The following is a 17,916-nucleotide window of genomic DNA, read 5'->3' as shown; positions in this document are numbered from 1 at the left end:
GCGACCGACATCGAGCGTGTCGAAGGCGGCCGCCTGGTTCGCGAACGCAAGCAGATCCGCGGCGAACTGACCGTCAGCAGCCAACCCGACGGCGCGATGCGCCGAGTCTCGGTGCGGCTGAACAATATCGGCGATGCCGCGGTGGACAAGGACGACGCGATCGCGCGGTCCATGATCGGCAGCCACCTGATCGTCGAGGTCGTCGGTGGCCGCTTCGTCTCGTTGCTCGAGCCACCACGGGCGGCGACCGAGGCAGCGTCGCGGTGCAGCCAGCACCGCTGCTTCCCCGTGCTGGCCGGTCCGCCCGGCAGCCACGACGTCCTGCTGATCTCGCCGATCATCCTCTACGACCACCCCGAGGTCGCCGAGCAGAGCAATACCGCGCTGTATGACTGCACCGAGATCGACGAGATCTTGACTCTGCGCGTGATGACGATGACCGACGACGAGAAGGCGCAGGCCCGGGCCACGGATCCGCGGGCCGCACGGATCATCGAGGCGTGCGACACGATGTCGCCCGACGCGATGACGCGCCTGCACGGCGTGCTGCGCGATCCACACCGGCTCGACACCCCCGCGGGCCTGGTCCCAGAGATTCCCGACGGCATCCACTGGTGGGATCCGCTGGCCGACAACGCCGTTCGCCCCGAGATCGACGCGGTGCTGGTGAACGGTATCCGGGTCGCGCGGGGCAACCGGGTTCGGTTGCGACCGCGACGCAACGCCGACGCCCAGGACATCTTCGTCGCCGGCAAGACCGCCCGTGTCACGTCGGTGCACGAGGACGTCGAGGGCAACAAGCATGTCGGCGTCGTGGTCGAGGACGACCCGGCCGCCGAACTGCACGACTGGTACGGCCGCTACCTGTACTTCTCCCCCGACGAAGTCGAGCCTCTGCAAACAGAAACCAACACCCGGGAAAGGAGTTCGACATGGAAGTCGTAGGTTGGGTATTCATCGCTGTCATCGCGCTGGTGGTCGGGATCGCGGTAGTACTGGGGGTGGTGTCGCTGCCCGACGCCCGCCGCTACCTGAAGTTGAGGCGGATGTAGCCGCGTCGGAGACGGCCATGACCGCGCGCATCCTGGTGGCCGGGATCGGCAACATCTTCCTGGGCGACGACGGATTCGGTTCCGAAGTAGTCCGCAACGCCGCGCTGCCACACCACAATCACAGTGTCCGCGTGACCGACTACGGCATCGCGGGCATGCACCTCGCGTATGACCTGCTCGAGGACTGGGACACGCTGGTCCTCGTCGATGCGGTACCCAGCCGCGGCCACCCGGGAACCCTGCACGTGTTCCAGGCTGACCATGACTCCACTTGCACCACAGTCGGTTTCGATGGCCACAGCATGGACCCGGCCGCGGTGTTCGCCAGCCTGCGCGCGCTCGGCGGCAATCCGCCGTACACGGTGGTGGTCGGGTGTGAGGCCGGCTGCGTCGAAGAGGGCATCGGTCTCACCGAACCGGTCGCCAAAGCCGTTCCGCGGGCCGTTCATGCGATCGAGGAGATCGTCGCCGCGCTGCAGACCCCGACGGCCTGCGCGGTGCGCGAGGAGTGCTGAGATGTGTTTGGGGATTCCCGGTCAGGTGATCAGGATGCTGGACGGTTACGAGGGCCAGCTGGCGCTGGTCGAGGTCACCGGCGAGCAGCGCAAGGTCAACGTCGGCATGCTGCCCGAAGAGACATTCGAGCGCGGCGACTGGGTGATCATCCACATGGGCTTCGTGGTCGAGAAGACCGATCGCGCCGGCGCCGAGCAGGCGATGGCCGGTCTGGAACTGATGGGCCGCGGCGGCCCGGAGGGCGGTTGAGATGACCGGCTTCTCCTTGTCGGGGCCCCCGCTGCTTCGGTCCGACGTCTCCCACCCGCAGGTGCGGCGGCGCTTCACTGTGACCGGTGTCGTTCAAGGGGTCGGCTTCCGGCCGTTCGTGCACCGGATCGCCGGCGAGCTCGGCCTGGCCGGCTTCGTCGGAAACGACTCCGGCGCGGTATTTCTCGAGGTGCAGGGCGAGCCGGCACGCGTGGCGGAGTTCGGTCACCGGCTACGTGACCAGGCCCCGCCGCTGGCCCGCATCGCCGCCGTCGGCGTGGCGGACCTGACCGCGGATACCAGTTGCGGGCACGAGTTCCGGATCGTGGCGAGTCGGACGATCACCGGTGCCACCACCCCGATTCCGCCCGACATCGCGGTGTGCGACGACTGTGTCGCCGAACTGTTCGACCCCCACGATCGGCGCTACCGCCACCCGTTCGTCACGTGCACCAACTGTGGACCGCGGTTCACCATCATCCGCGAATTACCGTACGACCGCCCAGCCACCACGATGGCCGCGTTTCCGATGTGCGCGCGATGTGCGGCCGAATACCACGATCCCGCGAATCGCCGGTTCCACGCCCAGCCGATCGCCTGCCCCGAATGCGGTCCCTCGCTGTGGATGTGCGCGCAGGACGGGCGGGTCACGGGGTCGGATGCGGCGCTGGCGGCCGCCCAACGGGCGCTGACGGCGGGCGCGGTGGTCGCCATCAAGGGCATCGGCGGCTACCACCTGGCCTGTGCCGTCGACGACGAAACGGCCGTCGGGGCATTGCGGGCACGAAAAGCCCGCGGCGCCAAGCCGTTCGCCATGCTGGTCCGCGACGTGGATGTCGCGCGCCGCTACGCCGAGATCGACGACGACGAGGCCGCAGTGCTGTCGAGTCCCGCGCGCCCGATCGTGTTGTTGCGGCGCCGCCCGGACGCGCCGGTCGCTGCGGCCGTTGCCCCCGGCAGCCCGCTGCTGGGGCTGATGCTGCCGTACTCCCCCGTCCACCATCTGCTGCTGACTTCCGCACCCGATGCGCTGGTGTTCACCAGCGCCAACCGGACCGAGGAACCCATCTGCTTCACCGACGACGATGTCGTGTCCCGGCTCCCGGGACTCTGCGACGCGATCCTCGACCACGACCGGCCCATCCACGTGCCGTGTGACGACTCGGTGGTGCGCGTGGTCGACGGTAGGGAGCTCCCGATCCGACGGTCGCGCGGTTTTGCCCCACTGCCGATCGATCTGGGCCGCCACGGCCCGGCGGTGCTCGCGGTGGGCGGCGAGCTGAAGAACACGTTCTGCCTCGCCGACGGTTCGCACGCCTACCTGTCCGGCCACATCGGCGACATGGCCAGCTGGGAGACGCTGCGGGCGTTCGAGCGTGCGGTGCATCAACTCAGCGAACTCCATTGTGAACCAGCCCGATTGGCTGCCGACTTACACCCGGGGTATCACACCCGCAGCTGGGCCGAGCGTCGCGCCGGTGATCGACCTCTGGATCTCGTCCAGCACCATCACGCGCATGTGGTCTCGCTGCTGGCCGAACACGGCCGCCTCGGTGAACCCGTGGTCGGCGTCGCCTTCGACGGCACCGGGTACGGTTGTGACGACACGATCTGGGGCGGGGAGATCCTTGTCCTCGGTCGCGACAGCCACCGCTTCGTGCGGGCCGGCCATCTGTTGCCGGTGCCGCTGCCGGGCGGCGACGCCGCCGTTCGCAACCCGTGGCGCATCGCGCTGTCCCAGTTGTGGATGGCCGGCATCGACTGGACCCCGCAACTGGCGCCGGTCGCCGCGGCTTCGGCGGAGGAATTGCGGCTCACCCGTTCGCAATTGGAGAGCAGCACCGGATGTGTGCGGTGTTCCAGCATGGGCCGATTGTTCGACGCGATCGCCTCGCTGTTGGGGGTGCGGCACCGTATCGACTACGAAGGCCAGGCCGCCATCGAGCTGGAGGCGCTGGCCGAGCGCGCCGCGGGCCCCGGTCCCGCGCTGCCGCTGACCGTGCGGGCCGACGGGGTGATCGACCCGGCCACCTGCGTGCAGACCATGGTGTCGGCGCTCTACGCGGGCACATCGGCGGCGCTGCTGGCGGCCGCGTTTCACCGGGCCATCGCGGTCGCGGTCGCCAAGGTGGTCGCGCAGGTGGCCGGCCCGATCCGGCTGGTGGGCCTGACCGGCGGTGTTTTCCAGAATGTGCTGCTCTTGCGCGCTTGTCGTGAGCTGCTGCAGCACAATGGTTTTGAGGTGCTGACCCATCACACCGTTCCGCCCAACGACGGCGGGCTGGCGTTGGGCCAGGCCGCGATCTCGATGCTCACCGCACTCGAGGAGATGTCATGACGACGTTCACGGCGATCGACCGCGGGCTCGGCGCCGAACTGGCCTCGGATCTGGCCACTGACCTGGCCGCCGCGGCCTTCACGCTGGCCAAGCGGTTCGCCGCCGGTGCCACCATGTGGTCCATCGCCCCGTCCTGGGAGCCGCATGCGCTGCACATCGCGGTCGAGTTCGTCCATCCGGTGATCGTGGGGAAACGAGCATTGCCCGCTGTCGCACTCACCGGGCCCGATCTGGTTGATTTGGTGCGGGTTTCGGTGCGCCCCGGCGACATCGTGATCGCGGTCTCCGGTGCGCGGGACGCGGACGTGTGCTCGGTGATGCGACGCGGCCCCGCATGGGGTGCCACCACGCTGTGGATCGGCAGCGGCGAACGACCGCAGGCGGGGATGGCCGATCACGTGCTGTGGCTGGACGATCCGGATCCGCGGGTGCCCGCGACCGGTGGCTTCGTGTTGTTCTATCACCTGCTGTGGGAGCTCACACACGTCTGCTTCGAGCACGCCGGACTGCTCAAACCCGAATGCGCCGAAGACGTCTGCGTGACGTGCGGCGACGAGGGCCGCCTGGGCGAGGTGAGGGCCGCCGCCGCCGACGAGACGGCCACCGTGCGCACCGCACGCGGCGTCGAGAACGTCGTGACCACGCTCGTGGGTCCCGTTGCCACCGGCGATCTGGTGCTCGTGCATGCCGGCACCGCGATCAGCCGAATCGAGGACACGCGATGAGCCGCGACGAACCCACCAACTTTCTCTATCCGTTCATCGACGCGCAGGAGGACGACCCCACCTCGCTGCTCGCCGACCTGGCCGCGTCGGCGCGGGCGAAAGCGGCCGAAAGCCTGGCCTTGCGGCGCGCCACGCTGGACGCCAACGCCGAGCTGCTGCAGGTGGCCGCCACCGAGACGGCACGCCGGTTCGCCGCGGGCGGGCGGATGTTCACCTTCGGAAACGGCGGCAGCTGCACCGATTCCACGACCCTTGCCACCTTGTTCGCCCGGCCGCCGATCGGCACGTCGCTGCCGGCCTGGTCGTTGACCGCCGACCAGGCCATCGTGACCGCGCTGGGCAACGATGTCGGGTTCGAGCTGGTATTCGCCCGTCAGCTGATCGCCCGCGCCAACGCCGGTGACATCGCCGTCGCGATGTCGACCAGCGGCAACTCGCCGAATCTGCTCACCGCGCTGGCCGAGGCGCACCAACGCGGCCTGTACACCATCGGTTTCGCCGGTTACGACGGCGGTGCCTTCGTGAACAATCCAAATGTGAACGCCTGCTTCGTCGTTCGATCACAAAGTGTGCACCGGATCCAGGAATCTCAAGCGCTGCTGGGCTATCAACTGTGGCTAGCTGTTCACGAACGGTCCGGCGACCAAGGTGTGGGGGCCGCATGAACAAGTATCTTTCGTCGGGACCGCGCTTCGCCGAGGGTGAGGTGATCGAGCGGATCGAGTCGTTCCGCCGGCGCCGCCCCCGGTTACTCGACGACCACGTGACGCTGGCGCATGGCGCCGGCGGCAAAGCGTCGGCGGCACTGCTCGACGCGGTGTTCATGGAGGCGTTTCGCAACCCGGCGCTGGAGTCACTCGGCGACGGCGCGGTGCTCACGTTGCCCGGCGGCGAGCGACTGGCGATGTCCACCGACTCGTTTGTGGTGCAGCCCAGGCGTTTTCCAGGCGGCTCCGTCGGTGAGCTCGCCGTCAATGGCACCTGCAATGACCTGGCGATGACCGGTGCCGTGCCGGCCTGGATATCGGCGGCGTTCGTGCTCGAAGAGGGCTTTGCGATCGCCGAGTTGAAAGAGATCGCCGCCGATATGGCCGCGGCCGCCGCCAAGGCCGGTGTGCAGATCGTCACCGGCGACACCAAGGTGGTGCCCAGAGGCGCGGCCGACGGGCTGTTCATCACCACCGCGGGGGCCGGCGTCATCCCGGCCGGGCGCACCCTGTCGGCGGATTCGGTGCGCGTCGGCGACAAACTGCTGCTGTCCGGGTCGATGGGCGACCACGGCATGGCCGTCATGCTGGCCCGCGGCGACCTGGCCATCGAGGCCGACATCGCCTCCGACACCGCCTGCGTCAGCCCGCTGGTCGAATTGCTGATGGCCGCGGCACCCGCCACTCGCTGGCTGCGCGACGCCACCCGCGGCGGCGTCGGCACGGTATGCAACGAACTGGCCCAGGCCTGCGGTCTCGGGGTGGTGCTCGACGAGCAGCGACTCCCGTTGCAGGCACACGTCAATGGCGCGTGCGAGTTGCTCGGCATCGATCCGCTCTATGTCGCCAACGAGGGCAAGTTCGTCGCCGTCGTCGCGCCGCAGGAGGCCGAAGCCGGCCTGGCCGCGTTGCGGTCGCACCCGCTCGGCACGCAGGCGGCGCAGGTCGGGGAAATCGTCACCGAACCCGCGGACGCCGTGGTACTGCGCACCGGATTCGGCGGGACCCGCATCGTCGACATGCTCGTCGGGGATCCGTTACCAAGAATCTGCTGACGAAAAGGAGCTCGCTGACATGTGCCTCGGAATTCCGGGCCGGATCGTTGAAATCACCGACCCCGCAAACTATTTAGCGAAGGTCGACGTCAGCGGCGTGCAGCGCAACATCAGCGTGCGCCTGCTGGAGGACGACATGCCCGAGCCCGACGAGTGGGTGCTGGTCCACGTCGGGTTCGCGATGGCCAAGATCGACGAAACCGAGGCGCTGCTCACCTTGGCCGCGATCAAAAAGCTCGGCGAGGCCTACACCACCGAAATGGAAGCCTTCGACTCGTCGGCCATCGTCTGAAAGGGGGACGGCAATGAAATTCGTTGACGAATTCCGCGATCCGGCCGCGGCCCGCAAGCTGCTGGGCGCGATCGAGCACCTGGCCGGCAGCGGTGCTGAGCAGTTCAAGTTCATGGAGGTGTGCGGCGGGCACACCCACACCATCTATCGGCACGGCATCGAGCATCTGTTGCCCGACAACGTCGAATTGGTGCACGGCCCGGGCTGTCCGGTCTGCGTGATCCCGATGGGCCGCATCGACGACGCGATGTGGCTGGCCGGTCAGCCCGATGTGATCTTCACCTGCTTCGGCGACATGATGCGGGTGCCCGGTTCGAACGGAAGCCTGTTGGACGCCAAGGCCCGGGGCGCCGACGTGCGTTTCGTCTATTCACCGCTGGACGCGTGCAAGGTCGCGATGGACAACCCGGACCGCCACGTCGTGTTCTTCGCGATCGGCTTTGAAACCACCGCGCCGTCCACCGCGGTCACACTGGTGCGGGCACGCGAGCTGGGGCTGCCGAACTTCTCCGTGTTCTGCAACCACGTCACGATCGTGCCGCCGATCAAGGCGATCCTGGAATCGCCGGATCTGCGGCTGTCGGGATTCATCGGTCCCGGTCACGTGTCGACGGTGGTCGGCAACCGGCCGTATCGATTCGTCCCCGATGTGTATCGAAAGCCGTTGGTGGTGGCTGGATTCGAGCCCCTGGACATCCTGGCCGCGGTCGCGATGCTGCTGCGTCAGATCCGCGAGGGCCGCTGCGAGGTGGAGAACCAGTACAAGCGGGTGGTGCCCGAGCACGGCAACCCGGCCGCGCTGGCGCTGCTGGGCGCGGTGTTCGCGCTACGCCCGCATTTCGAATGGCGAGGGCTGGGCTTCATTTCGCAAAGCGCACTGCGGCTGCACGACGACTTCGCGGAGTTCGACGCCGAGCTGCGGTTCGCGATGCCCGGTGTGCGGGTCGCCGACCCGAAGGCTTGTCAATGCGGCGAGGTGCTCAAGGGTGTGCTGAAGCCTTGGGAGTGCAAGGTTTTCGGCACGGCGTGCACGCCGGAGACGCCGATCGGAACGTGCATGGTGTCGCCCGAGGGGGCCTGCGCGGCCTATTACAACTTCGGCCGCATGCACCGTGACGCCGTCAAATTGGTGGCGCGGTCTTGAATCAGAGGGGCGTCGAGATGTTCGCCCGCTACGCGTATGCACCCAACGCACTGGGCTACTGCGGGCCACCGCTGGGCGCCACGCTGCGTGCCGGCTCGGTAGCCGATGTGCGCGCCGCGGCGTCGAAGTTCTCCGGGGCCTGGCCGTATCTGCGGGTGCTGGCCGCGCTGGCGGGTATCGCCGATCCGCTGGATCACCGCCTGGTCGAATCGTATTGGCTCGGCGGCGGAATCGGCGCCGGCATCGATGCGCGGGACTTCTACGACGCGTTGCTGGCGATCATCGGCCCGCAGGCCGGGCGCTACTGGTCACACCTGACACCGGAGCTGTCGCGCGAAGCGGCCGGCAACCACTGCTTCCATGTGTTCGGCGTGTACCCGTGGACACGATTTCTCGGCCGCGGCATGGACGAACATCCGCTAGGTGTGTTGGACAACTGCCGAATCACCTGGGGCACAGTCGTTTCCCGAACCGGTGACGACGTCGAGGTGAGCTGCCGGCGGCTGATCTACGATGGGCGGGCGCTCACACTGGGCGAGCCGTCGCTGCGATTGCTCGACATCTGGGCCGACGGGTACAGCGCGGTGCCCGACGTGGCCGTCGGTGACGAGGTCGCGGTGCACTGGGGCCGGCTGTGTGGCCGGCTGGACCCGCAGCAGCAGCGCGCGCTGGCGCAGAGCACGGACCGGCAACTGCGGGTGACCAGTCAACGGCTGGCCCACGTTTAGCCGTGCCAGACTGGGGCCATGTCTGCTCCCACGCCCGGCTCCCTGTGCGATGTGCTGCCGGCGGCGGCCGCACTGCTCGGCGTGCCGGATGCCGTCGACCGGTTGGCGGTCACCGAATCGGTTGCCGGGCAGGTTGATCGAATCGCCGTCGTGCTGGTGGACGGACTGGGCTGGCACCTGCTACCGGAGTTGGCGGGCAGCGCGCCGCTGCTGGCCTCGGTGCTGGCCGGCGGGGCGGGGCGGATGACCCAACTCACGTGCACCTTCCCGTCGACCACGCCGAGCAGCCTGGTGTCGCTGGGCACCGGCGCGCAGCCCGGCGAACACGGCATCCTCGGCTTCACCCTCAACGTCCCGGGCACCGAGCGGGTGCTGACCCACATCTACTGGCGCTCGGATTCACCCTGGGCCCCGCCGCCGGCGCAGTGGCAGCCGTTGCCCACCTGGTTCGAGCGGCTGCACCGATGCGGGGTCGCCGCGCGGGCGGTGCTGCCGGCGTTGTTCGTGGGCAGCGGACTGACGGATTCGGCGTATCGCGGCGCCGACTTTCGGCCCAGCAACCCCGGCGACGACTACGCCCAGCTGGTCATCGACGAGCTGCGCGCGGCACCCGGCCTGGTCTACGGCTACACCGCCGAACTGGACACCGCCGCGCACGTGTTCGGCATCGGATCGCCGCAGTGGCATGACGCGGCCGCAGGGGTCGACGCGCTGCTGACACGCCTGGTCGATGCCCTGCCGGCCAACGCCGCGCTGCTGGTGACCGCCGATCACGGCGGCCTCAACGTGCCGCCGCAGGCCCGCGTCGACATGGACACCGACGCCCGGCTGAGTGCGGGCATCCGGGTGGTCGCGGGTGAACCGCGGGTGCGCTACCTGCACACCGAGCCGGGCGCCGCGGTCGATGTGCAGGCCACCTGGAGCGCGCTGCTGGACGGCCGGGCCCAGGTTTACAGTCGCGACCAGGCGGTGGCCACCGGGATGTTCGGGCCGGTCGATCCGGGGCATCTGGCGCGCATCGGCGACGTCGTTGTGATCTGCACCGGCGACACCGCGGTGCTGGCCACCAAGCGCGAGCCTGCCGAGGCGGCCCGCCTCATCGGGTTTCACGGCGGGGCCACCGCGGTCGAAATGGCGATACCGCTCATCGTTTTCGCCCTATGAGCGAAATGCACAACAGACTCCGATCCACCTCACAGCTGGCGACCGCCGACGACCAGCTTCGTCCTGTACAGTCGGGCCACTGTGAACGTCCGGTGCGCAAGTCACACTCGGCGGCGGCAGGCGGCCATCGCCGTTATCGCGGCGCTGAGTCTGTTTGCCAGCCTCATCGCCGGTTCTGCGTTGCGGTCCCAATTTTCGGCGGCCACCCTGCCCGAGCCCGCGGCGTGGTCGCACTCGACACCGAATTCCGGTCATCCGCAATCCGATAGCGCATTCTTCGCGGCGATCCACCTGCAACAGGCCAGTTCATGGGATGCGTCCCCGGTGAACAAGAAACCGTTCCACAGCATGTGGATGACGCACGACCGCCCGGACGTCTGGACGCGCATATCGGCGCACTCGTTACTGTCCGTGCTGCCGGTTTCTTTTCCCGGCACCGGTTTTCGCATCGGCGGCGTGTCCGCCGGCACCCCCGCACCCGAATGCGACAAGCAGGAGATATTGGCGCTGCTCTGCGTTGCTCGCCGCTGAGCGGACAGCACCAGGCTGTGGCCCGCCTCACTTTCGACCGTGAGATGCGTTGTGAGGCCTATTACAACTTCCGCAGGAGCGAAACGCGAGCGTCCGTGGCGGCGTTCTTTTTCGCATCTATGTCTTGAAGGGAACGTCCATGTTTGCAATGGATTTCGCAACTCTACCGCCCGAAATCAACTCGGGGCTGCTGCATTCGGGCCCCGGCTCACGATCGATGACGGATGCCGCCACGGCATGGAGCGTGCTCGCTGATCGCCTATATAACGCTGCGGCACAATATAATTCGTCGACCGCGGAGCCCGTGATGACCACCCACGCCCAATGGCTGAACGACGTTGCGGCACAAGCCGAGCAGACGGCCGCCCGGGCTACCTCGGCCGCGAATGCCTACGAGTTGGCGCTGGCGGCGACGGTGGCCCCTGCGGCAGTCCAGGCCAACCGCATGCTGTGGACGTGGCTGGCCGAGACGAACTGTCTGGGCCAGGCAAGTGCGGCCATCGCGGACGCCGAGAGCGACTACGACCAGATGTGGGCCCAGGACGTCGACGCGATGCACACCTACGCGCAGGCCTGCGCCGACGCCGCGGCGGTGACGCCGTTCGCGTCGCCGCCACTGGCCGGTGTGGATCCCGACCAGGACAGCCGCACGCCGCACGCGCCGGTCGTCATCTCGGCTGGCCGCCAGGTGATCTCGGCGATACCCGACGCTCTCGATGCACTGGCTACGTCGTCCGGAAAGCCCTCGACGGTTTTCGACACGTTCCTCTCGCCGGTGACCGCGTCGCTGTCGAACCTTGGCTCACTGTGTGCGCCGTCGGACTTCGCGATCAACCACCTGAATTCGCGGAACAAGAACGCGGCACTGCAAAGAGCGGCGACGTTGTTGTCCGGGTTACCGATCCGCGCTCGGGCGGCGGACTTCGGGCGCGCGGCATCGGTCGGGATGCTGACCGTGCCGCAAGGCTGGCTGGCCCAGACGCCACCCCCGCAACGCGAGTGGGGTTACGAACCAATGCATTTGGTCAACAACGGTGAACCGCCGCAATGGCCACAGACCCGTTAGGCGACCCTCGTGCCGGACGCGTAGGAGCTCGCGGCGTCGACGATCGCCGTAAACAGCCGCAGATCCTCGAGGAACTGCTCGGGATGCCACTGCACGGAGACCACGAAGTTGTCCCCGGGTACCTCCAGCCCCTCGACGACGCCGTCAGCGTCCCAGGCACTGACGATCAGGCCGTCACCGACCTTGTCGACGGCCTGGTGGTGGTAGCACCAGGCGTAGGCGGACTCGCCGAGTAGCTCGGCGAGCCTGGTCCCGGCAACCGTGGTGACCGGCAACTTGGTGAAGCGCCCATAGCCCGCGTGATGCCCGCGGTGGCCGAGCACGTCGGGCAGATGCTGATGCAGGGTTCCACCGAATGCGACATTGAGCATCTGCGTGCCGCGGCAGATGCCCAGCACCGGAAGGCCGCGGTCCAGTGCGGCCCGCAACAGCGCGAACTCAAACTGGTCGCGGACCGTGCGGGGCGCGTCGGTCTTCGGATGCGGTTGCTGGCCATAGGCGGCCGGGTCGACGTCGTATCCCCCGGTGACGATCAGCCCGTCGAGGTGGTCGAGCACGCTCTCGGCGACCCCGGGATCCGCCGGCTGGGGCGGCAGCAGCACCGCGATGCCGCCCGCCTTGATGACGCCCTCGAAGTAGTTGGCGCCCAGATATCCCGCCGGGATGTCCCAGCCGTCGGACTGCACTTGCTCGAGATAGCTGGTCAGGCCGATGACCGGCCGACGCATTCCAGAGGCGTTCACGCCGCGGCGTCCTTTCCTTGACTACGCGACCACGCTGTCGCCAAACGTATGCCGGCCGGACAGTCCTACCAGGTGCTGGTACGCAAGACGATCTCGGCCGCCAATTGGGCAGTCGACTCCTGGGCGTTGCGCCGTCCGAGCATGTCCACGCTGCGGTAGTCGGCGTACACGAACCGCTGGCTGTTGCGGGCGACCGTCCGTCCGCCCGGCGTACTGACCAGCACCGTGGTGCCGATCTCGACCGGAGGACAGTGCTCGTCGCGGACCACGCCGTTGACGTCGGCCACGCACGGATGCCCGCGATCCACGACGACCAGCCCGACGAACCGGCCCAACTTGGTCGCCGCGAGCTCCCAGGCGATGTCGCCGCCGGCGCGGTCTCCCACCACGACGGCCCAGCCGATACCCAGGCCGTCGAGGATGCCGATCACCGACTTCGGGGTCAACCGCGGGTCGAGGCCGATGACGATGGTGCGCAGCGACGCGGTGTGGAGGCGCTCACAGACCGCGTCATATGCGGCTAACTCTCGCTGTTCATCGCAGAGGATGACGACGACGACACCCTTCTCCGGACCGGACACGCCCACCGGGACGGGAAACCCGTCGAGCGTGGTCATCATCGAGGGCACTTACGCACGCTACAGCCAATATTGGCACCGCGCGAGGTTTCTCCCGGCGCCAGCGCGAGCCGCGGGCGCTACGGCCGCAGCCGGCTCACGAGCTGTGGCCGCGGCGGCGGGCCGTCGAGCAGGCCGAGGACAGCGTCCATGTCGAGGTGCGACGCCAGCAATTCGGCGGCCACGTCCAGTTGGGCGTCGCGTCGCGCCGCGACGTCGATGTCGTCGGCGACGACGAACCTCGTCCGTCCGGCGGCCGCGGCCACCTCGGTCAGCCAGTCGCGGCGAAAGTCGTCGTTGTCCAGTAGGCCGTGCCAATGCGTGCCGAAGACCGCGCCGTGGGCCAGGCCGTGCAGATCGTCGCCCGCCTGGAACCACGGCTCGTTGCGGTAACGGGCCAGCCGGCCATGGTGGATTTCGTAGCCGGCGAGCGGCCGCTCCCAGCGCCGCAGCACCTTGGCTTGCGCGAACACGATGTCGGCGTCCAGCAGCCCGAGCCCCGCCACTTCCCCGCTACCGGATTCCACCGTGTCCTGGATGCGCCGGCACAGCATCTGGAATCCCCCGCAAATCCCCAACAACGGCTTGCCGGCCCCGGCGTGCTCGGTGATCGCGGCGGCCAGGCCCTGGTCGCGTAGCCAGTGCAGATCGGCGACGGTCGCCTTGCTCCCGGGAAGCACCACCAGGTCGGCGTCGGCGAGGTCGGCCGGGTCGCTGGTCCAGCGCACCAGCACACCGGGCTCGCAGGCCAGCGCCTCGATGTCGGTCGAGTTGGAGATCCGCGGCAGCCGGACCGCGGCGACCTGGAGCCACTCGTCACCGCGCGGCGGCGCCGGCCTGCCGATGACGCGATGTGCGAGCACCGACAGCGAGTCCTCGGCATCCAGCCAGAGGTCGTCGGCGTAGGGCAACACCCCGTAGGTCGGGCGGCCGGTCAGGTCGAGGAGTTGCCGCAGTCCGGGCTCCAGCAGCGCGGGGTCGCCGCGAAACTTGTTGACGATGAAGCCCGCGATCAGTGCCTGGTCGTCGGGGTCGAGCACGGCGAGGGTGCCGAACAGATGCGCCAGCACACCGCCGCGGTCGATGTCGCCGACCACGACGACGGGCAGGTTCGCGGCCCGGGCCAGACCCATGTTCGCCAAATCCGTTGCACGCAAGTTGATTTCGGATGGTGATCCGGCCCCTTCACAGATCACCACGTCGAATTCATCACGCAGCGAAGCCAGCTCGTCGGCGACGACTTCCGCGAGCCGGTCGCGATGCTCGAAATAGCTTGCCGCAGTCACTGATTCGGCAACACGCCCCCGGATCACCAGCTGCGACGTCCGGTCGCTGCCCGGCTTGAGCAGGATCGGGTTGAACCGCACGCTGGGCTGCAGTCCCGCCGCCCGGGCCTGAATGGCCTGGGCCCGGCCGATTTCGCCGCCCTCGACGGTGACCGCGGAATTGTTGGACATGTTCTGCGCCTTGAACGGCGCGACCCTGACCCCGGTGCGGGCCAGCAGCCGGCACAGGCCCGCGACGACCACCGATTTGCCGGCATCGGAGCTGGTACCCGCGACCAGCAGCGCGCCGTTCAAGCGCTCACGGCTTGCTATACCTGGGTCAGGATTTCGGCACCGGTGTCGGTGACCAGCAGGGTGTGCTCGAACTGTGCGGTCCACTTTCGATCCTTGGTGACCACGGTCCAGCCGTCGTCCCAGATCTCGTAGTCCAGCGAGCCGAGATTGATCATCGGTTCGATCGTGAACGTCATTCCCGGTTGGATCTCGGTGGTGACCGACGGCTGGTCGTAGTGCAGCACGACCAGCCCGTTGTGAAACGTGGTGCCGATGCCGTGACCGGTGAAGTCGCGAACCACGTTGTACCCGAACCGGTTTGCGTATGCCTCGATGACGCGTCCGACGACGGACAGCGCGCGTCCGGGTTTGACGGCGTTGATCGCCCGCATCGTCGCCTCACGTGTCCGCTCGACCAGCAACCGGTGTTCCTCGGACACGTCGCCGGCCAGAAACGTCGCGTTGGTGTCGCCGTGCACGCCGTCGATGTAGGCGGTGACGTCGATGTTGACGATGTCGCCGTCTTCGACCACCGTCGAGTCGGGGATGCCGTGGCAGATCACCTCGTTGAGCGAGGTGCAGCAGGACTTGGGGTAGCCCTTATAGCCCAGGGTCGACGGATAGGCGCCGTTGTCCACCATGTACTCGTGCGCGATGCGGTCCAGCTCGTCGGTCGTCACGCCGGGCGCGACCGCCTTGCCCGCCTCCTCCAGCGCACCGGCCGCAATCCGGCCCGCGACGCGCATCTTCTCGATCACCTCAGGCGTCTGCACCCACGGCTCGGTGCCCTCCTTGGCGGTGGGCTGCCACGCGTACTCCGGCCGCGGGATGCGGTTGGGCACCGGCAGCGTCGGGGACAACACTCCGGGCGAAAGCGCGGTGCGAACAGACATGCTCGCTAGCTTAATCGCAGGCAGCGGGCTTGGGTGTGCCTGCAGAGCCGCCGGCGCCGGCATCAGGGCTTGCGGCGGTGCAGCAGCGAGCGGCGGGGGCCGTGAATGGTCACCGAGCCGCACACCACCCGGCCGGTCAGCACCACATGCGGCCTGCCCTCGCCGGGCGCATCCTTGCGACGGTCGCGAGCACTGCCGACGTACACCTCGACGTCGTCGATCGAGGCGCTGGCGCCCTCCGGCAGCCAGATGTCGACCGAGCCGAACCGCACGTCGAGCTCGACGACCACCACCGGGCCGGCGAACCGGGCCTTGGTGAGCTCGAGTTTGACCGAACCGAGGCGCCGCACCAACGCCAACCGGGTGGGCACCGTCCATTCGCCGTGCCGGCGCAGCGAGCCGGCCCAGCCCCGCAGCTCGATCCGATCCGCCGCCGAGGTGACGATCGCGCCCGGCCCGGGCAGGTCGCCGACCAGGCCGTCCAGCTCGCCCTGGGTGCGCGCGTAGGACACCCGCGACGAGCGCTGCTCGAATTCGTCGATATCGATCAGGCCGAGCGCAACCGCATTGTGCAGTCGCCGCATCGTGCCGTTGCGGTCCGCATCGGAGACGCGCAGCGTCACCATGTCCCCGCCGCTATCCGTCATGCCCGCAATTTACGCCGTTACGGGTTCGGGGGCCGCCATGCTTCAGGTCAGATAGCCCGGCGGGAGCGACTCGAACATGAATTTGGTCATCCGGACCGCCCATTCCGAGCTGCCGCCCCCGACGATCAGCGCCGCGAAGGCCAGATCGCCGCGGTAGCCGGCGAACCACGAGTGTGACCCGCCCGGGAACTCGGCCTCACCGGTCTTCCCGTAGATCTCGCCACAGCCGTTGATCTCCTTGGCGGTCCCATTGGTCACCACCAGCCGCATCATCGGGCGCAGCGCGTCGATCATCTTCGGGCTGATCGGGGTGCTGTCACCCTCGACCGTCGTCGGCCGGCCCGCGATCAATTGCGGCACAGGGGTTTTCCCGGCCGCGACGGTGGCCGCCACCAGCGCCATGCCGAACGGGCTGGCCAGCACCCGGCCCTGGCCGAAGCCGTCCTCGGTGCGCTCGGCCAGGTCGACCGTCGGCGGCACCGACCCGGTCACGGTGGTGATGCCGTCGACCGTGTAGTCGAGCCCGATCCCGTATTGGGAGGCCGTCTGCGTCAGGCCCCGCGGCGGCATCTTGCTGCTCAACTCGGCGAACGTGGTGTTGCACGAACTGGCGAACGCGCGCGACATCGAGACCACGCCGAGGTCGAAGCCGCCGTAATTGGGAATGGTGCGGTGGCCGATGTCGAGATGACCCGGGCAGCCGACCATCGAGTTGGGCGTGGCCATGTCGCGGTCGACGGCGGCGCCGGCGGTGACCATCTTGAACGTCGACCCGGGCGGGAACAGGCCGTTGGTGGCGGGCAGGCCGTCGGCATCGGCCGCGCCGTTCTGGGCGATCGCGAGGATCTCCCCCGTCGACGGCTTGATCGCGACGATCATCGCCTTGCCGCCCTTGTTGTCCACCGCCCGCTGGGCGGCGTTCTGCACGACCCGATCCAGGGTGATCGACACCGACGGGGCCGGCGCTCCTTCGACCTCTTGCAGCACCGCGACGTCGACGTTGTTCTGGTTGACGCTGACCACCCGCCAGCCCGCCTGGCCGTCGAGTTGGTCGATCACGGCCTTCTTGACCTCGGCGATGACGGCGGGCGCGAAATGCGGGTCCGTGGCCAGCATGTCGGCCTGCGGAGTGACCACGATCCCGGGCAGGTGGCCGATCAGCGGAAAGACCTTGTCGTTGTCGGCGGGAAGCAGCGTGACGCCCAGGTCCACCTGGTTAGGTGTCGAGCTGGCCCGCTCGGCGAGCAGCTGCGGGTCGGTCAGCGTGTCGTTGAACGGCCGCAGCACGTCGACGATCGAGTGGGTGGTGAAGCTCAGCGACTGCGGCGGGCCGGCCTTGGTGGCGTCCAGCGTGTAGTGATAGCGGTAGCCCGGCGCCAGCACGTCGCTGCCGCCGAGTTCGTTCACCGAGGCGCGCCGCGGCTGATCGGCGCGCAACGCGAATGTCTGGTGCTCCCCCAGCTTGGGGTGCAGCCCGTTGGGCGCCCAGCGGACCTCCCAGCGGCCCTCGTAGCGGGCCATCTTCAGCTGGCCGTCGTAGCTCCACACCCGGTTCTTCGGCAGGTGCCAGCTGAACCGATAGTCGACCGTGCCGGTGTCCTCGGCGTACTTCGAGCTGAGGATCTGCGCGTCCAAATGGGTGGCCTGCAGCCCGGCCCAGGCCGCGTTGAGCGCCTCGCGGGCCTCGTTGGGGTTGTCGCTGAGTTGAGCGGCCGTCGCGGTGTCGCCAATGGCCAAGGCGCGGAAGAACTTCTCCGCGGCAGGGCCCGGGCCGTCGGGCCGCGGCGTGCATCCCGACAGCGCGGCAGCCGCGACGAGCAGCAGGGCCGCCGCCGCCGAAACAATTGATACTGATGAGGTTTTTGTGGCCATCGTTACTGATGTTAAGAA

At 68.4% G+C, this 17,916-nt stretch carries 20 protein-coding genes; 14 read left to right on the top strand and 6 right to left on the bottom strand.

Annotation, left to right across the window (positions count from 1 at the left end):
• From AC5Y5O_RS15220 to AC5Y5O_RS15155, 14 genes are all read left to right on the top strand, one after another.
• The coding region (locus tag AC5Y5O_RS15220; protein ID WP_500025660.1) for a hypothetical protein at positions 1-945 on the top strand (945 nt) is incomplete at its 5' end.
• Positions 933-1,052 carry a DUF6893 family small protein gene (locus tag AC5Y5O_RS15215; protein ID WP_096286178.1) on the top strand — a complete coding sequence of 40 codons (120 nt, stop codon included), beginning with the start codon at positions 933-935 and terminating at the stop codon, positions 1,050-1,052. The genes AC5Y5O_RS15220 and AC5Y5O_RS15215, both read left to right, overlap by 13 nt.
• Positions 1,053-1,069: 17 nt before the next feature.
• Positions 1,070-1,567 carry a hydrogenase maturation protease gene (locus AC5Y5O_RS15210; protein WP_096286176.1) on the top strand — a complete coding sequence of 166 codons (498 nt, stop codon included), beginning with the start codon at positions 1,070-1,072 and terminating at the stop codon, positions 1,565-1,567.
• A gap of 1 nt (position 1,568) precedes the next feature.
• Complete coding sequence (locus tag AC5Y5O_RS15205; protein ID WP_096286174.1) at positions 1,569-1,817, top strand: HypC/HybG/HupF family hydrogenase formation chaperone; 249 nt, start codon at positions 1,569-1,571, stop codon at positions 1,815-1,817.
• A 1-nt stretch (position 1,818) separates the two neighbouring features.
• The gene (gene hypF, locus AC5Y5O_RS15200) at positions 1,819-4,155 is read left to right on the top strand and encodes a carbamoyltransferase HypF (RefSeq protein WP_500025659.1); all 2,337 of its coding nucleotides are present in this window, start codon (positions 1,819-1,821) and stop codon (positions 4,153-4,155) included.
• A complete protein-coding gene (locus AC5Y5O_RS15195; protein ID WP_096286172.1) occupies positions 4,152-4,880 on the top strand; it encodes a HypC/HybG/HupF family hydrogenase formation chaperone in 729 nt (242 codons plus the stop codon). Before hypF ends, AC5Y5O_RS15195 begins: the two co-directional genes overlap by 4 nt.
• Entirely contained in the window at positions 4,877-5,545 is a 669-nt protein-coding gene (locus tag AC5Y5O_RS15190) for a D-sedoheptulose-7-phosphate isomerase (protein ID WP_500025658.1), read from the top strand. Before AC5Y5O_RS15195 ends, AC5Y5O_RS15190 begins: the two co-directional genes overlap by 4 nt.
• Positions 5,542-6,642 (top strand): hydrogenase expression/formation protein HypE, encoded by a 1,101-nt coding sequence (gene hypE / locus AC5Y5O_RS15185; RefSeq protein WP_500025657.1) that lies wholly within the window; start codon positions 5,542-5,544, stop codon positions 6,640-6,642. The genes AC5Y5O_RS15190 and hypE overlap by 4 nt, the downstream gene beginning before the upstream one ends.
• Before the next feature lie 19 nt (positions 6,643-6,661).
• Positions 6,662-6,934, top strand: a complete 273-nt coding sequence (locus tag AC5Y5O_RS15180) for a HypC/HybG/HupF family hydrogenase formation chaperone (RefSeq protein WP_096286166.1) — start codon at positions 6,662-6,664, stop codon at positions 6,932-6,934.
• Positions 6,935-6,947: 13 nt separating this feature from the next.
• Complete coding sequence (gene hypD, locus AC5Y5O_RS15175; RefSeq protein ID WP_096286164.1) at positions 6,948-8,078, top strand: hydrogenase formation protein HypD; 1,131 nt, start codon at positions 6,948-6,950, stop codon at positions 8,076-8,078.
• Positions 8,075-8,806, top strand: a complete 732-nt coding sequence (locus AC5Y5O_RS15170; protein ID WP_279304389.1) for a DUF6390 family protein — start codon at positions 8,075-8,077, stop codon at positions 8,804-8,806. Before hypD ends, AC5Y5O_RS15170 begins: the two co-directional genes overlap by 4 nt.
• An 18-nt stretch (positions 8,807-8,824) precedes the next feature.
• Positions 8,825-9,970 carry an alkaline phosphatase family protein gene (locus AC5Y5O_RS15165; RefSeq protein WP_500025656.1) on the top strand — a complete coding sequence of 382 codons (1,146 nt, stop codon included), beginning with the start codon at positions 8,825-8,827 and terminating at the stop codon, positions 9,968-9,970.
• 324 nt (positions 9,971-10,294) lie between these two features.
• Complete coding sequence (locus AC5Y5O_RS15160; RefSeq protein WP_165796333.1) at positions 10,295-10,501, top strand: hypothetical protein; 207 nt, start codon at positions 10,295-10,297, stop codon at positions 10,499-10,501.
• A gap of 139 nt (positions 10,502-10,640) precedes the next feature.
• Positions 10,641-11,567, top strand: a complete 927-nt coding sequence (locus AC5Y5O_RS15155) for a PPE domain-containing protein (protein WP_096286156.1) — start codon at positions 10,641-10,643, stop codon at positions 11,565-11,567.
• Here AC5Y5O_RS15155 and AC5Y5O_RS15150 read toward each other — a convergent pair.
• From AC5Y5O_RS15150 to AC5Y5O_RS15125, 6 genes are all read right to left on the bottom strand, one after another.
• The gene (locus AC5Y5O_RS15150; RefSeq protein WP_096286154.1) at positions 11,564-12,295 is read right to left on the bottom strand and encodes a gamma-glutamyl-gamma-aminobutyrate hydrolase family protein; all 732 of its coding nucleotides are present in this window, start codon (positions 12,293-12,295) and stop codon (positions 11,564-11,566) included. The two genes, AC5Y5O_RS15155 and AC5Y5O_RS15150, sit on opposite strands and share 4 nt — an antisense overlap.
• A gap of 80 nt (positions 12,296-12,375) precedes the next feature.
• Positions 12,376-12,930, bottom strand: coding sequence for an alpha/beta hydrolase (locus tag AC5Y5O_RS15145; RefSeq protein ID WP_096286152.1), 555 nt, complete (start codon positions 12,928-12,930; stop codon positions 12,376-12,378).
• Between the two features lie 77 nt (positions 12,931-13,007).
• Positions 13,008-14,507 (bottom strand): cobyric acid synthase, encoded by a 1,500-nt coding sequence (locus AC5Y5O_RS15140; protein ID WP_500025655.1) that lies wholly within the window; start codon positions 14,505-14,507, stop codon positions 13,008-13,010.
• A gap of 14 nt (positions 14,508-14,521) precedes the next feature.
• Positions 14,522-15,379, bottom strand: coding sequence for a type I methionyl aminopeptidase (map, locus tag AC5Y5O_RS15135; RefSeq protein WP_096286148.1), 858 nt, complete (start codon positions 15,377-15,379; stop codon positions 14,522-14,524).
• A 62-nt stretch (positions 15,380-15,441) separates the two neighbouring features.
• On the bottom strand, positions 15,442-16,026 hold the full coding sequence (locus AC5Y5O_RS15130; RefSeq protein ID WP_096290989.1) for a DUF1707 SHOCT-like domain-containing protein: 585 nt from the start codon (positions 16,024-16,026) through the stop codon (positions 15,442-15,444).
• Positions 16,027-16,068: 42 nt separating this feature from the next.
• Positions 16,069-17,898 carry a penicillin-binding transpeptidase domain-containing protein gene (locus AC5Y5O_RS15125; RefSeq protein WP_096286146.1) on the bottom strand — a complete coding sequence of 610 codons (1,830 nt, stop codon included), beginning with the start codon at positions 17,896-17,898 and terminating at the stop codon, positions 16,069-16,071.
• Positions 17,899-17,916: the final 18 nt, after the last annotated feature.

This window comes from Mycobacterium sp. NGS40, assembly GCF_059812735.1.
Note: the sequence above shows the minus strand (reverse complement) of the source record. Positions and strands in the feature narration are given on the sequence as shown.